We start from the raw sequence: 13836 nt of genomic DNA, 5'->3' as shown, positions 1-13836 counted from the left end.
GAGATGCGTATCCGTTGGGCAACCGCCGCCGCGCTGATCGCCGCCGGTGTCGCCCTGACCCCCGGCACGGCGCTCGCCGCGCCGACCCCCACCCCTTCCCCGGGTGCCGTCACCGTCACCAGGGCCGGCACCTCGTACCTCACCGCTACCCCGGTCGCCGCCGGCCAACCCGTCCGGGTCGCCGCCTCGACCGGTGAATACCTCTACTGGTCGTTCCCGGCGGCTGCGGGTGAGATCCACGAGATCACCGCGACGGTCACCCTCGCGCAGAACCGCAACGGCCGATCCACCTGGACCGTGGAGGTCTTCGACGGGCTGCGCCGCCGGCAGGCGTGCACGGCCGGTGCGCAGACGCCGACCGCCGACGCCGCGGCGCGTACCGTCGACATCGGCTGCGCGATGCGGCGGGTGCGCCCGTGGGCCGAACCATGGTCCGGCGACCCACTGCCCGGCACCTACTACGTGCGCCTGGCCGTGGTCGACGTGCCCGAGCCCGACCTCGGCCTGCCGATCGACGTGGACCTGCTGGTCTCGACCACCGACGACGCCGGCACCTCCGCCGACGACGGCAGGCTGGAAGCGGAGCTGGTACCACCTACCAACGCCGGCACCGTTCTGGACGCCGAACCGACGATCGCACCGGCGGGCGACGGGGACGACGGCTGGAGCCTGAGCCTCACCGGTTGGCTGCCCGAGGCCGGCTCCCGCTGGATCTGGACCAGCATCGGCGGAATGCTGGCCGCGGTCGCGGGCGTGGTCGGGTTCGCCCTCACCCGACGTCCCGCCACCAGGTGAACCCCGCCGGCAGGTCGTGCTGAGGTGCCCACCCGACCTGCCGGCGGTCCCGGCACGCCACGAGTGTCGGCGGGCCGGGCCACTTGAATCCGGCGGCTACCCGGCCGGTCTGATCTGACGGGTGATCGACGCGTCGGTGATCTCGACGGCCGCGACGGTCTACTCCAGGGCGAAGGTGGCCGACGCACGTCCGCCCGCGTCCGGTACCGCCTCCAGGTAGAGCAGGCCGTCGCGATGGCGGACGTACTGGCCGGGGAAGTTCACCGACTCCAGGGACACCTTCGTCGTGTCGGCGAGCCCGGCCCTTCGGGTGAAGGTGGCGTCCTGCCGGAACAGGTTCGAGCCGTCGTTGCGTTCCACCCAGATCTGGTGGTTACGGTGCCGCAGGTAGTAGCCGGGATAGTTGGTCGACTCCAGCGAGATCGCCGCGGAGTTCGACAGACCCGCGACGATCCGGAACTGGGAGTCGGCCAGGGTCGTCACGTCCGGCTCCAACCGGACCCGGAACTCCCAGTGCCGCAGGTAGCGGTCGGGCAGGTCGTGAGCGCGTAGCCGAACCGGGGTCAGGCCGTCCGGCACCGGTACGCCGAAGTTCGGGGTGCCGTCGGCGTTCCAGTAGACCCGCTGGATCCGGGTCCGCCGGTTCGGGTCGCTCAGCGGGTCGTAGCCGTTGCCGAGGTACCGCTCGTAGTTGCGGGAGTGGTAGACGATCACATCGCTGCCGTCCTCGGCGACGGTGAACGAGTTGTGCCCCGGGCCGTACTGGCCGGTGCGGCTGTCGCTGGCCAGCACCGGTGTGGCGCGCTTGCTCCACGACGCCGGGTTCAGCAGGTCACTGTTCGCCGAGGCGGTGAGCAGCCCGACCGCGTAGCTGGCGTCGGTGGCGCTCGCCGAGTAGGTCATGAAGACCCGGCCGTTGCGGATCAGCACCGCCGGTCCCTCGTTCACCCGGTAACCCCGGGTCTCCCAGGCGTACGTCGGGGTGGCGATCAGAGTCGGGGTGCCCGCGTACGTCCAGGGGTTGACGGCTCGGGCGAGGTAGATGTTCGAGTTGCTGCCGGCGTACTCCGCCCAGGCCAGGTAGCGCTGGCCGTGGTGCACGAAGGTGGTGGCGTCGAGGGAGAAGCTGCTGCGCGCCGGCTGGAGTTGGCCCCGCTCTGTCCACGGGCCGTCGAGCGGGTTCGCGGCGCTGCTCTCCAACACGTACGGCCGGATGGCCCAGATGTCGTCGGTGCGGCCGGCGGCGAAGTAGACGTACCACCGGCCGTCGATGAAGTGGATCTCCGGAGCCCAGATGTGTGCGCCCATCTCGCCGCTGGCGTGCCGACGCCAGATCACCCGCTCGGTCGCGGTGGCCAGCCCCTGAAGGGTGGTGGCACGGCGCAGCACGATCCGGTCGTACTCGGGCACCGTGGCGGTGAAGTAGTAGTAGCCGTCGGTGTGCCGGTAGATGTGCGGATCGGCACGCTGCTCGGCCACCGGGTTGGTGAACGTGACGGCGGCGGCCCGCGCCGGAGCGGCCGGCCCCACCAGGGAGCTGATCGCCGCCATCATCAGGGCGGCGGTCACCGCTGACCACTTGCGGTACGTGTGCCTCCGTCGCGTCATCGCCTTTGCCCTCCCGTCGACCGCGGGCCGGCCATCCGGGATGGGCACGGTCCCCGTCCGACCGTGCCCGCCGCGCCCGCTCCCCATTGATAGCGTTAACATTTATCAACGTCAAGGCAATGACATGTATCTGAATCCTGGCCGTAACGCATTGACGGCGGCAGACGCCGTCGCCCGTCCGACCGCATCGAAGGATTTCGGGCATCCGCGGGGCAGGACGGCCGAGCGGCACTGCCGACGCCGTGGCGGGCCAGCACCCGGCCCGTGACGGCAGGCCGCTCAGGCGGTCGCGCCGCCGTCGATGGCGATCGAAGCGCCGGTGATGTGCCGTCCGCCGTCGCCGACCAGGTGACTGACCGTGGCCGCCACGTCGGCCGGCGCCGCGTACCGACCGAGAGCGATCTGCGACCGCTGGGCGGACGCGCCGGCACTGTCCGCCGGGTTCATGTCGGTGTCGGTCGAGCCGGGCAGGATCAGGTTGACCGTGATCCCGCGCGGTCCGAGTTCCCGGGCCAGCGCCCGGGTCAGCCCGTTGACCGCACTCTTGGTCATCGCGTACGCGCTGACCCCGGGAGCCGGGACGCGGCTGGCGAAGCTGCTGCCGATGTTGACGATCCGACCTCCGTCGCCCAGGTGGCGTACCGCCGCCTGGGTGGCCAGGTAGACCCCGCGTACGTTGACCGCGACAGCTCGATCGAGGTCGTCGAAGCTGACCGACTCGATCGGCCCGCCCGCGAACACCCCGGCGTTGTTCACCAGGATGTCCAGCCGCCCCAACTCGGCGACGGTCTGCTCCACGGCACCGACGACCGCCGTCGGATCCGCGCTGTCCGCACGGATCGGCAGGCCCGTACGCCCGTACGCCTCGATGTCGGCGAGCACGGATTTCGCGCCGTCCTCTGCGGCGCGGTAGGTGAATGCGACATCGATGCCGTCAGCGGCGAGCCGCCGCGCGACGGCGGCACCGATGCCCCGGCTGCCACCCGTGACCAGCGCGACCCTGTCACCACATTGGACCGTCATGCACCAATCCTGACAGTTCACTCAGGACGGCGGTGAGGCGGGGCCCTGGTCAGAACGGGTGAAACCGCTCAAAGGGCGGCTCGACCAACGACTCGGGCAGCCGGATGGTGGAGTCCAGACCGGCGGCACAGCAGATCCCAGCCGACATTCGCGTACGCCGACTCCTGAAAGGGATCGACAACGATGTGCCGGGGATGCGGCGGGTCGATTGTGACCAGCGCCTCCCCGATCGCGAGCGCAGAGCTGGCGTACGCGAGCCCGACCTCGACGACAGCCGAGACCCGTTCAGAGATCAACAGGTCACGGAGCAGGTCACAGTCCCGTTCCGGCAGGGTGACAGTCTCGAAGTCCCGCTCATGATCTCGCGTCCACGGCTACCGTGCTGCGCGAGCCGGCGGCGCACCCTGCGAACCCGTGCTGCCCGGTCGTCATCCTGCATCCCGCCAGTTTGACCAGCCTGGACTCCCAGCCGTGATCATCTGCCGAACAAAGACAAAGGGCAGGTGCTCGATTTCCGAGAACCCGCCCTTTGTCTACTGCTTCGGTGGTGGAGCTGAGGGGATTTGAACCCCTGACCCCCTCGATGCGAACGAGGTGCGCTACCGGTCTGCGCCACAGCCCCTCCGCCGGTCAACCGACGTCGGTCCCACCCGGCTGTCACCGGGCGGGCCGGCGACAAGGCTAACAGGTCGAGCGCTCCCGCCGCGAACCACCCCGCCCACCAACCTCGCGAGATCCGCCACTGCCGGCCACGCTATCGCCGTCGGCGATCCGTCCATGCCATCAGCAGTTTCCCCGATAATGCGGCCTTCGGCCCGAGTGAGGCAGCATCTTCCCCGAACTTGTCGCCTCGCCCGGGCGAGGGGGTGACGAGGGCGGGCGAGGGGGTGACGAGGGTGGGTTCAGGCGCTGTGGGAGCCGGGGCCGGCCTCGTAGGGGCGGCCACGCAGGCCGCCGGCACGGCGGTAGGAGACCGAGCCGCCGCCGCTGGCTGCCTGCGGGAGGTCGGCCGGGCGGTCCAGGCCCATCGCGCTGCGCCGGACGGACTCCCGCTGGGCCGCCAGGCGGCGCTGCGCCTCCCGGCGGGCAGCCGCCCGGCGTGCCTGCTCCCGGCGTACCTCGGCCTGGCGGGCGGCCAGCCAGGCGGCCTCGCGGGCCCGGGTCCGGCGTCGACGACGGTCGGCCACCGCGCGGGCGCGCAGGTGTACGACGTACACGATCAGCAGAGTGCCGGTGACCGCGAAGCCGATCCAGAAGCCGGGGCCCACGACCAGCACGCCGACCAACTCGACGGCGTTGAGCAGCACCAGCGCGGCCAGCACCCGGCGGCGGCGGTAGATGGCCGGGGTGTGGTGGCGGCGCCGGTCGGGGCGGCGGCGGGGACGGCTTCCACCCGCCGGGACGGCGCGCAACCGGCTCGGCCGACCGGAACGTCGGGGCAGCGCGCGCCCGCCCGCCCCACCGCGCGCCGGCTCACCGCGCGCCGGCTCATCGCCGGAGCGGCCGTCACCTGAGTCACCAGTGGGACGTGACCGGGGCACCCGGCCCGGTGCCGCACCGGGACGAGGTGGCGGGGGAACCGCGCGCCGCAGGGCGGGCGGGCCGGAGACCGGGGTGGCGAGTTCCCCCGAGTCGGGATCCTCACTGAGGGTGATCACCAGGGCGCGGGACGGGTTGACCGGTCGCCGGCCGGGGACAGTGCGACGACGCCGGCGGCGCTGGAGCACCCGCGCCGTCGACTGCGCCCGCTCCGCCACCAGCCGCTCGGCGGCGTCGTACCGGCGGACCAGCGCCGGCGCGAGAGCGAGCAGCCCGGCGGCGGCGAGGACGGCGAGGAGCACCGAGGTCGGCACCCTCACCCCTCCCGTCACCAGATTCGAAGCAAGCGTCGACCGGCCGCAGGATCTTTCACCGATCGGCGTCGGCGACGTGATTCGTGCGGGGCGGGCAGCGCCTGCCGCAGCTTGCAGTTACCTGAGGTTACGGGTCACCGTCGCCGGAACCGCCGCGCCGCGCCGATCCCGCACGTGGGACGGCTCACGGGGTACGGGCGCGCAGCCGGTGCCACCGGGCCAGCAGGCCACCCTCTGCGGCAATCTCCTCGCTGGTCATCGCGTAGCCGATGTGATCGCGCCAGGCGCCGTCGATGTGCATGTAGCGCGTGTGGTACGCCTCCTCGCGGAAGCCCAACTTCTCCACCACCCGACGGGACGGCCGGTTCTCGGGGCGGATGTTTACCTCGATCCGGTGCAACCCGCCGGAGCCGAAGGCGTGGTCGACGGCCAGGGCCAGCGCGGTGGGGATGACCCCTTGCCCGGCGACCCGCCGGTCCACCCAGTAGCCGACGTACCCGGAGCAGAAGGCCCGCCGCACGATGTTGCCCACGTTGATGTGACCGACCAGCCGCTCCACGCCGTCCGTCTGTAGGCAGACCGCGAACGGCATCCCCTCGCCGGTACGCCCCGAGCGTCGCTGGTCGCGATAGACCCAGCGGAACGTCGCCGGGGAGTTCAGGTCGTCCCAGTCACCGGGTACCGACGACTCCCAGGGAGCCAGCCACTCCCGGTTGGCCCGGCGCACCTGCGACCAGGCCACCGCGTCCGACCGCCGGTACGGCCGCAGCAGCACCGGGCCGTCGGAGAGCACAGCCGGCCAGCCAGGTGCCCGTCGGAACACCGAACCTCCACTCCCGAGCGTCACCGGTGGTTCACCGGCGGCGGTCCAGCAGCAACACGTCGACGGTGGAGCCGGCGGCGGCGGCGGTCACCCGCTCGCCGAGAACGAGAAGTCCGTTCGCCTCTGCCAGGCCGGAGAGCGTGAACGGGCCGCCATTGAGCGGCTGAACAGTGTAACCCCCGCCACGCCGCTCAGCGACGTGCGCGGGCCGGAACTCGCGCAGTCCGGCCGGCGAGGAGACGGTCTCCAGCAGGTGCGCCCGTACGCTGGGACGGAACACCGGCTCGGCACCGGCCAGCAGATTGATCGCGGGCCGGGCCAACACCTCGAAGCCGATCATCGCGGCCCCCGGGTCGCCGGGCAGGCACACCACCGGCACCTCCTCGGCACCGACAGTGCCGAAACCGAGGGCGGTACCCGGATAGAGCGCCACGTCGGTGAAGGTGACCGGACCGGCGCGGCTGCCCTCCCGGCGCGACAGGATCCGGCGGACCATGTCGCCCGGCCCGGTGCCGGTACCGCCGGTCGTGATGATCAGGTCGGCTCGCAGGGTCTGGTCCTCCAGCAGCCCGCGAAGCCCCTCCGGGTCGTCGTCACAGATGCCCACCCGGTAGGCCAACGCACCCACCTCCGCCGCCGCGGCGGTCAGGGCGTGCGAGTTCGCGTCCACGACCTGACCGGGCTGGCTGGCCCGACCCACGTCGACGAGTTCGTCGCCGGTGGCCACGATCACCACCCGGGGGCTCGGACGCACCACCACGTGACCGATGCCGGTGGCGGCGAGCACCGCCACCAGCGCCGGGGAGACGTAGGTGCCGGAGCGGGCGAGCAGCGCGCCAGCTGCCACCTCCTCGCCCGTGCGACGGACCCCGTACCCCCGCTTCGGAACCCGGAAGATCTCCACCGCCGCCATGCCCTGGTCGGTCCACTCCACCGGGACGACCACGTCGGCGCCGATCGGCAGCGGCGCCCCGGCCGCCACCGAGAAACATGAGCCCGGGGTGAGTCGGACCGGCCGCCAGCTCGCCGCCCCGAGATCACCGACGACATTGAGTCGTACGGTGCGGCCACCCGGCCGGCTGGACTGGGCCGGGACGTATCCCACGCCCCGACCCCCACCCGCGATGTCCTCCCAGCGCGCGGCGTACCCGTCCACGGCCGCCTGGTCGAAGGCCGGGAACGAGTGCGGGGCGACGACATCCTCGGCGAGGACGTTGCCGTACGCCTGGGTGAGGTCGAGGTCGAGCGGAGGCAGCGCGCGCAACCTGCGCAGCACGCTGCCCAGGTAGTCGGCGAGCGGCGTCAACCCGTTTTCGGCCGCCTCGGCGTCGGCCGTCGCGGTCATGTATTCGGACCGCCCGACGCGTCGGAGTTGACGAACTCGGCCAGCCACTTGCGGAACTCGCTGCCCAGATCCTCGCGGTCGGCGGCGATCTGGACCACGGTCTGCAGGTAGCCTAGCGGCATGCCGGTGTCGTAACGGATGCCGCGGTAGACGATCGCGTGCACCGGTGTTCCCTCGGTACGCAGGATCTCCATCGCATCGGTCAGTTGGATCTCGCCGCCGCTGCCGGGCTGCGTCCGGCGGATCGCGTCGAAGATCTTGCCGGGCAGCACATAGCGGCCGAGCACGGCGAGGTTGCTCGGCGCGTCCTCCGGCTTCGGCTTCTCCACCATGCCGGTCACCTTCACGACCTCACCGATGTCGGTCAGCTCGGACTCGGCCGGCTCGACCGAGGCGATCCCGTACCGCTTCGTCTCCGCCGGGTCGACCTCGAAGAAGGCGAGCACCACTCCACCCGTACGCGCCTGGAGTTCGAGCATCGCCGGTAGCAGCGGCTCGCTGAGGTTGACGAACTCGTCGCCGAGCAGCACCGCGAAGGGCTCGTTGCCGACGTGCGACTCGGCGTACCCGACGGCGTGGCCGAGACCCAACTGCTCCGGCTGGCGGCAGGTGTAGATGGACGCAAGTTCCTCGGTGCGCTTGACGGCGGCGAGCAGATCGGGCTTCTCCGCGAGGCGTTCTTCCAGGTCGGGGCGACGATCGAAATGGTCCACCATCGATGTCTTGCCGCGACCGGTGATCAGCAGCACGTCGCCGATGCCGGCTTGAGCGGCTTCCTCGACGATGTACTGCAACACCGGACGGTCGACCACCGGCAGCAGTTCCTTGGGCACGGCCTTGGTGGCCGGCAGGAACCGGGTGGCCAGGCCGGCGGCCGGGATGACGGCCTTGACGGCACGGGGACGGCCGGTGGCGGTGGCCGCTGAGGGGTTCGCTGAGTGCTCCGACATGTCGCGAGACTATCGGCCACGGCCCCACCTCGGCGGGTGAGGACCAGAAGACGCGCCGCCCGCCGGACCGGTTCTGCCGGTGCCGATGATCCCCCGGTCCGGCCGGCGGAGCACCGGTGGCCGGACCGCCCGGACCGACCTCAGACCCATCCGACAGACCGACGCCGACAGGTCCCTGCCCAGCCAGCCAGACCGCCGTGCCCCCGCCAGACAGGGCGACGCTGACAGGTCCGGACCCGGCCGGCAATCGTGGCCGACAGGTCAGGCGCCGGTCGCCGGGTCGGTGGCGACGGCCGGCATGTCGGGTCCGGCCCGGGGAAGTCCGTCGACGGGGCTGCGGGCCGCCGCCGGCACCGGCACCTCACGGGTCGGCGACGGCTCCCGGGCCGGTGCCAGTCGCCAGGTGTCCCGGCTGGCGGTCTTCGCGGCGTACAGCGCCTCGTCCGCCGCCGCCAACACCTGCGGGCCGGTGTCGGCGTGGTCGGGAAAGACACCGATGCCGATGGAGACGGTCACCGGAATCAGCTCGCGGACACCGGCGTGCCCCACCGCCGTCACCGGAGTGTCGCGGACGGCCGCGCCGAGCCGCTCGGCGACGATGGTCGCGCCCCGGGCGTCGGTCTCCGGTAGCAGCACCACGAACTCCTCGCCGCCCCGGCGGAAGGCCAGGTCCACCTCGCGGATCTCACCGCGTACCCGCCGGGCGAACTCGGCCAGCACGGTGTCCCCGGCCGCGTGCCCGTACGTGTCGTTCACTGTCTTGAAGCGGTCCAGGTCGAGGGCGAGCACGCTGACCATGCGGCCGAACCGGCTGGCCCGTTCCACCTCCCGGCGCAGCGACTCCCGCAGGTACCGGTAGTTCCACAGCCCGGTCAGCGGGTCGGTGAGCGACAGTCGTTGCGCCTCCTCATGTACGCGAACGTTGTCCACCGCGACCGCCGCATGCCGGGCGAAGGTGCGCAGAGTGGCCAGGTCGTCGTCGTCGAACTCCTCTCCGCCGAGGCGGTCGTAGAGGGCCAGCACGCCCAACACCACCTCCGCCGGTCGACCCGGCGGCTCGACCACTGAGGCCCCACCCGGCGCGTCGCCGGTCGCGTCCGGGGCGGCGAAGGGCACCGCGATGTACGTCCGGCAGCGCGGCTCGTCCGGTGCGGCGCCTGTCGATTCCAGCCGACCCCGCCGGGGCTGTCCGGTCGCGGCGACCGCGCCGACCACGCCGCTGCCCAGCGGCACCCGCAGTGGCGCGGCATCGAACCCTCGCTCGTCGAGTCCCGCGCTGCACCGCGCGACGAGCTGCTCACCCTGCTCGGTGAGCAGCACGGCACCGGCCCGGGCCCCGGTCGCGGCGAGTGCGCTGTGCAGGATCACCCGCAGGATCCGGGGCAGGTCATGGGTGCTGGCCAGGGTGTCGCCGAGTACGGCCAGATGGCCGCGCAGCTGGTCCCGGCTGCTGGCCAACGCCGCCAGGTAGCCACCCGTCTCGCGAGTCATCCGGTTGAAGGCGACGGCCAGCCGACCGATCTCGTCGCCGCTGCGCACCGGCACCCGGGCGGTGAGATCGCCGGTGGCGACCCGATCCACCGCTCCGGCCAGTTCCACAAGTGGCCGGGTGGTGACCCGGGCCAGCCGCCAGGCCACGGCCACTCCCAGCAGGGCGGCCATCAGCACCATGGTGACCAGCACCGCGTGCAGGCCGGGGGGCTGGTCACTGGGTACCGAGAGCACCAGAGGCAGCGGCTGGCCGGCGGTCGGGCCGGCACGGCGCACGTACCGACCGTCGGTGGTGCCGGTGACATGCTCGTCGCGCAGGGAGGCCGCTGCGGCGAGCACCGCGTCCCGACCGGTGCCGGACTCGGTGGTGTGGGCCACCTGGATGGGGGCGACCCCGTCCAGCAGGGTCACCGCCACCCCGGTCACCGCGGCGAGCCGCGCGACGAAGGCGGGATCGACCGGGAGGGCGGCAGCGACCGCACCGAGTGCCGAGCCGGCGGGGTCACGCAGCTGCACCCGCGCCACGAGGGCGCTCACCGGTCCGCCGGGCGCGGCCTGCGCCGTGCAGTCCCGCCAGGGCGCCGGGGGCGGGTCGGGGGTGGCGTAGCTGACCCGGCCGGTCACGTCGGTGACGAGCACCGCGGTGGCCAGGCCCCGACTCACCACCTGAGCGGCGGTTGCGGCGTGATCGGCGGTGACGGCGACCGCGTCGGCGGCGGCGCGTAGCTGCTGGCAGAGGGCGTCGATCGAGGTGCGTACGGCCGTGGCGGCCACCGCCAGCCGCTCGGTGGCACGGCTGCGGTCGACCGCCGCTACGGTGGAGGCGACGAAGACGGCACCGAGCAGGACCGGGCCGAGCGCCACCGCCAGGAAGGCTGCGGTCAACCGCCCGCGTAGCGTCAACGCTTCCCCTTCCCCCCGGAAGTTGCGCGACCGTTGCCTGCGATGCTGACACAGAGCGACGGCAAGACGAGCGTTGCGTGAGGAGTGTTGCGTGCCGGAATTTGCTGAGGGAGCGGAAGTGGCGCATGACGCGAAGCGCGTCGCGCGAGTAGCGCTGCTCGCACGACGCCGCGCCCGCACCGAAGCCGACCACACGGCCGCCGCGGCGCGCGTCCAGGCCGAGCTGATTTCCCTGGTACGCAGACTGCGGCCGAGCCGGGTGGCCGCGTACGCCCCGGTCGGTGGGGAACCGGGTGGGCCGGACCTGCCGACGCTGCTCGCCGACGCGCTGCCCGCCGGGGCGGATCTGCTGCTGCCGGTGCTTCGCGACGATCTCGATCTGGACTGGGCCCGCTGGGGCGGGCCGCAGGCGATGGTCGCCGCCGGGCGGGGCATCCGCGAGCCGGCCGGGCCCCGGCTGGGCGTCACGGCCGTCGCCACCGCCGACCTGGTGGTGGTGCCGGCACTGGCGGTGGATCGACGTGGCATCCGCCTGGGTCGCGGCGGCGGTTCGTACGACCGCGCCCTGGCGCGGGTGCCAACGACCGCCCTCACGGTGACGCCGCTGCACGACGGCGAGCTGCTGGCCGAGTTGCCGGCCGAGCCACACGACCAGCCGGTACGGGCGGTGGTCACACCTGCCGACGGCCTGCTGACCCTCTCAGGTGTCGTGCCCCACACTTCCGCTGGACGAATCGGGGGGCGATGACGCACCATTGGCACTCGAATACGTCGAGTGCCAACCGGCCGTGCCAGATCCGGAGGAGAACGTGCCCACGTACCAGTACGCCTGCACCGCGTGCGGTCACCAGCTCGAGGCGGTGCAGTCCTTCTCTGACCAGCCGCTGACCGACTGCCCGGCGTGCGAGGGACGACTGCGCAAGCTGTTCAACTCGGTCGGCATCGTCTTCAAGGGCTCGGGTTTCTACCGCACCGACTCCCGCTCCTCCGGCTCGGAGACCACGTCGAACGGGTCCAACGGCAAGTCGGAGTCGTCATCCTCCGGCTCGAACTCCTCGAACTCCTCGTCGAGCGGTTCCGGTTCGTCCGATTCCGGTTCGTCCGGCTCTGGTTCGTCCGGCTCCGGTTCGTCCGGGGGCTCGTCGGGAGGGTCCTCCGGCGGCACGAGCAAGGCGACGGCCGCGGCCAGCCCTTCCTGACCGATCGGTGCACCCGGCCGCGGGGCTGCGCGGCATGTAGCCCCGCTTGGCCACCGTCTGCACGAGGCGGGCGCCTTCAGGCCGGCCCGGCCCTCCCGCAGGGGGGCACCGCTGCCGGGCAGCCCGGCTGCTGGTCCAGCGCGGCCGGGTGCGTCATCCTGCGAGGGGGCGTCATCCTGCACGGGGGCGGACGGGCTCAGTCCCAGTGTGGCGGACGCTCGGCGAGCAGCCAGTCGTCGTTGCCGCCGGCACGCTCGCCCCACCCATGGTCGGTGTCGTCCGCGGTCTGCTCCGGCAGCACCACGAAGTCGTCGGTCAACTCGACCGCGCGATCATCGTCACCCCACCCGCCACTTGCCCCAATGCCCACAAACGGCAACCCTAACGCAGCCACGGCACTGAGAAACCGAGCAACTTCGGCGATAGTGCTGGGTCCCGGTCGCGGGAGACAGCACTATCGCCGAAGTTGTCCGAGCCGACCGCTACGGGCGCGGCCTGACGGTACGGCAACGAGGTGGTTGGTAGCGTCGGACGGCGTGACGATGCCCCGCCCCGGTCTGGATCCCGACGACCCTTGGCGCCGGCCCGATTCCGGCGACGGGTCCCCCGCTGGCCCTCCGGCCGAGCGCGTCCCGGCAGCGGCCGACGCCAGTCAGCCCTCGTCTCCAGATCCATCCGTACGCGGGCCGCTTTCCGACCCCATGACCCCCCTGAGCCCGAGCGGCACAGGCCCCGACGTCGGCGGCGGCCTGACCGACACCACCAACCCAACTCACACCTCGGCCCCGGGCACCCCAAACCCGAGCCACGGCCCGAACCCGAGCGGCACGCCAACCCCGGCCAGCACCCCAACCCCGGCCAGCACCCCAACCCCGGCCAGCACCCCAACCCCGGCCAGCACCCCAACCCCGGCCAGCACCCCAACCCCGGCCAGCACCCCAACCCCGGCCAGCACCCCAACCCCGGCCAGCACCCCGACCCCGGCCGGCGCCCCGACCCTGGGCCCTGGGCATGTCACCTCGGGCGAAACGGGCGGCTACAGCGGGCCGCCACCCACCACCGCGCCACCACCCGGTTGGCGGCCCCCGGTGCACCTGCAAGCGGCACCGCCCCGCCAGCTACCGGCCCAGGACATGGCAAGCCTGGACGCACAGGAGCAGCGGGCGCAGCGAATCACCTGGACCGTCGGCGCGGTCGCCGGAGCCGTCCTGTTGGTGCTGACCTGTCTGCTCTGCACTCGGCTGCTGTTCTGAGGAGACATCGGGACTCCGTGGTGCTAGACGCCGCGCGCGGCCTACTCGTAGGTGTTGCCCCAGACCATCTCGGAGCCGGAGTGACCGGTGAGCCAGACGTAGACGAGCGCGGCGACGCCCAGGCCCAGCACCACGACCGACAGCACCGCCGGCACCCAGCTGGGCAGCTTCGGCACCCGTGGATGATTGCTGGTGGCGACCAGCAGCAGGATGACCGCCAGGCCGAGCCCCAACGTCACGCGGAACAGCACCTCGCCGTACGCGGCATGCTCGTTGATCTTGTCGAGGATCTCGCCGGAGAATCCCCGCTCGATCTGCCGGGCCTGTAGCGCCTCACCGGACCTCGTGGAGACCCATGCGGTGATCGGCGCGACCACCGCCAGGAGCGCCACCGCCCAGTCCAACCGGGCGCGGAACCGGGGCAGCACGATGTACGCGAAGGCGAGCAGCACCAACAGCGGTACGAAAACGACGACCGCGTGCACGACCAGCACGTGTAGGGGCAGGCCCAGCGCCTTCTCGAACATCGGCACCTCCAAGGATGATCGTGGGTGTCAGCGTACGGGCCCCTGCTTGGTCAGCCCAACGCCCTG

The 13836-nt window shown here is 72.3% G+C and carries 13 protein-coding genes, 1 tRNA gene and 1 pseudogene; 3 read left to right on the top strand and 12 right to left on the bottom strand.

Annotated features, from left to right (window positions below; all coding sequences use genetic code 11):
- Positions 1 to 3: 3 nt before the first annotated feature.
- Positions 4 to 795 carry a peptidase gene (locus O7601_RS10165; protein ID WP_281565927.1) on the top strand — a complete coding sequence of 264 codons (792 nt, stop codon included), beginning with the start codon at positions 4 to 6 and terminating at the stop codon, positions 793 to 795.
- A gap of 159 nt (positions 796 to 954) precedes the next feature.
- On the opposite strand, the gene O7601_RS10160 is transcribed toward O7601_RS10165, so the two are convergent.
- The 8 genes from O7601_RS10160 to O7601_RS10125 all read right to left on the bottom strand — a co-directional run bounded on the left by O7601_RS10160 (position 955) and on the right by O7601_RS10125 (position 10752).
- Positions 955 to 2403 carry a family 43 glycosylhydrolase gene (locus O7601_RS10160; protein ID WP_281565926.1) on the bottom strand — a complete coding sequence of 483 codons (1449 nt, stop codon included), beginning with the start codon at positions 2401 to 2403 and terminating at the stop codon, positions 955 to 957.
- A 279-nt stretch (positions 2404 to 2682) separates the two neighbouring features.
- On the bottom strand, positions 2683 to 3426 hold the full coding sequence (locus O7601_RS10155) for an SDR family oxidoreductase (protein WP_281565925.1): 744 nt from the start codon (positions 3424 to 3426) through the stop codon (positions 2683 to 2685).
- A 545-nt stretch (positions 3427 to 3971) separates the two neighbouring features.
- Positions 3972 to 4048 (bottom strand) — tRNA-Ala (locus O7601_RS10150).
- Between the two features lie 280 nt (positions 4049 to 4328).
- Positions 4329 to 5279, bottom strand: a complete 951-nt coding sequence (locus O7601_RS10145; RefSeq protein ID WP_281565924.1) for a hypothetical protein — start codon at positions 5277 to 5279, stop codon at positions 4329 to 4331.
- A 184-nt stretch (positions 5280 to 5463) separates the two neighbouring features.
- Entirely contained in the window at positions 5464 to 6072 is a 609-nt protein-coding gene (locus O7601_RS10140; protein WP_281566865.1) for a GNAT family protein, read from the bottom strand.
- A 61-nt stretch (positions 6073 to 6133) separates the two neighbouring features.
- Entirely contained in the window at positions 6134 to 7447 is a 1314-nt protein-coding gene (glp, locus tag O7601_RS10135; protein WP_281565923.1) for a gephyrin-like molybdotransferase Glp, read from the bottom strand.
- Positions 7444 to 8397 (bottom strand): UTP--glucose-1-phosphate uridylyltransferase, encoded by a 954-nt coding sequence (locus O7601_RS10130; RefSeq protein ID WP_210937715.1) that lies wholly within the window; start codon positions 8395 to 8397, stop codon positions 7444 to 7446. Before O7601_RS10130 ends, glp begins: the two co-directional genes overlap by 4 nt.
- A gap of 261 nt (positions 8398 to 8658) precedes the next feature.
- Positions 8659 to 10752, bottom strand: coding sequence for a diguanylate cyclase (locus O7601_RS10125; protein ID WP_281566864.1), 2094 nt, complete (start codon positions 10750 to 10752; stop codon positions 8659 to 8661).
- 130 nt (positions 10753 to 10882) lie between these two features.
- Between O7601_RS10125 and O7601_RS10120 the strand changes: the two genes are divergently transcribed.
- Positions 10883 to 11539 (top strand): 5-formyltetrahydrofolate cyclo-ligase, encoded by a 657-nt coding sequence (locus O7601_RS10120; protein WP_281565922.1) that lies wholly within the window; start codon positions 10883 to 10885, stop codon positions 11537 to 11539.
- A pseudogene (locus O7601_RS29475) lies at positions 11496 to 11741 on the top strand (FmdB family zinc ribbon protein); the annotation flags it as partial. The gene O7601_RS10120 and the pseudogene O7601_RS29475, both read left to right, overlap by 44 nt.
- Before the next feature lie 14 nt (positions 11742 to 11755).
- Here O7601_RS29475 and O7601_RS10110 read toward each other — a convergent pair.
- The 4 genes from O7601_RS10110 to O7601_RS10090 all read right to left on the bottom strand — a co-directional run bounded on the left by O7601_RS10110 (position 11756) and on the right by O7601_RS10090 (position 13770).
- Positions 11756 to 11956 (bottom strand): hypothetical protein, encoded by a 201-nt coding sequence (locus tag O7601_RS10110; RefSeq protein WP_281567104.1) that lies wholly within the window; start codon positions 11954 to 11956, stop codon positions 11756 to 11758.
- A 230-nt stretch (positions 11957 to 12186) separates the two neighbouring features.
- Positions 12187 to 12360 carry a hypothetical protein gene (locus O7601_RS10105; protein ID WP_281565921.1) on the bottom strand — a complete coding sequence of 58 codons (174 nt, stop codon included), beginning with the start codon at positions 12358 to 12360 and terminating at the stop codon, positions 12187 to 12189.
- Between the two features lie 402 nt (positions 12361 to 12762).
- Entirely contained in the window at positions 12763 to 12963 is a 201-nt protein-coding gene (locus O7601_RS10100; RefSeq protein WP_281567103.1) for a hypothetical protein, read from the bottom strand.
- A 321-nt stretch (positions 12964 to 13284) separates the two neighbouring features.
- On the bottom strand, positions 13285 to 13770 hold the full coding sequence (locus O7601_RS10090; protein WP_281566863.1) for a DUF2231 domain-containing protein: 486 nt from the start codon (positions 13768 to 13770) through the stop codon (positions 13285 to 13287).
- Positions 13771 to 13836 lie beyond the last annotated feature (66 nt).

This window comes from Verrucosispora sp. WMMD573 (assembly GCF_027497175.1).
Lineage (GTDB): Bacteria > Actinomycetota > Actinomycetes > Mycobacteriales > Micromonosporaceae > Micromonospora.
The sequence above is the reverse complement of the archived record's forward strand: the minus strand, read 5'-3'. Positions and strand labels throughout refer to the sequence as shown.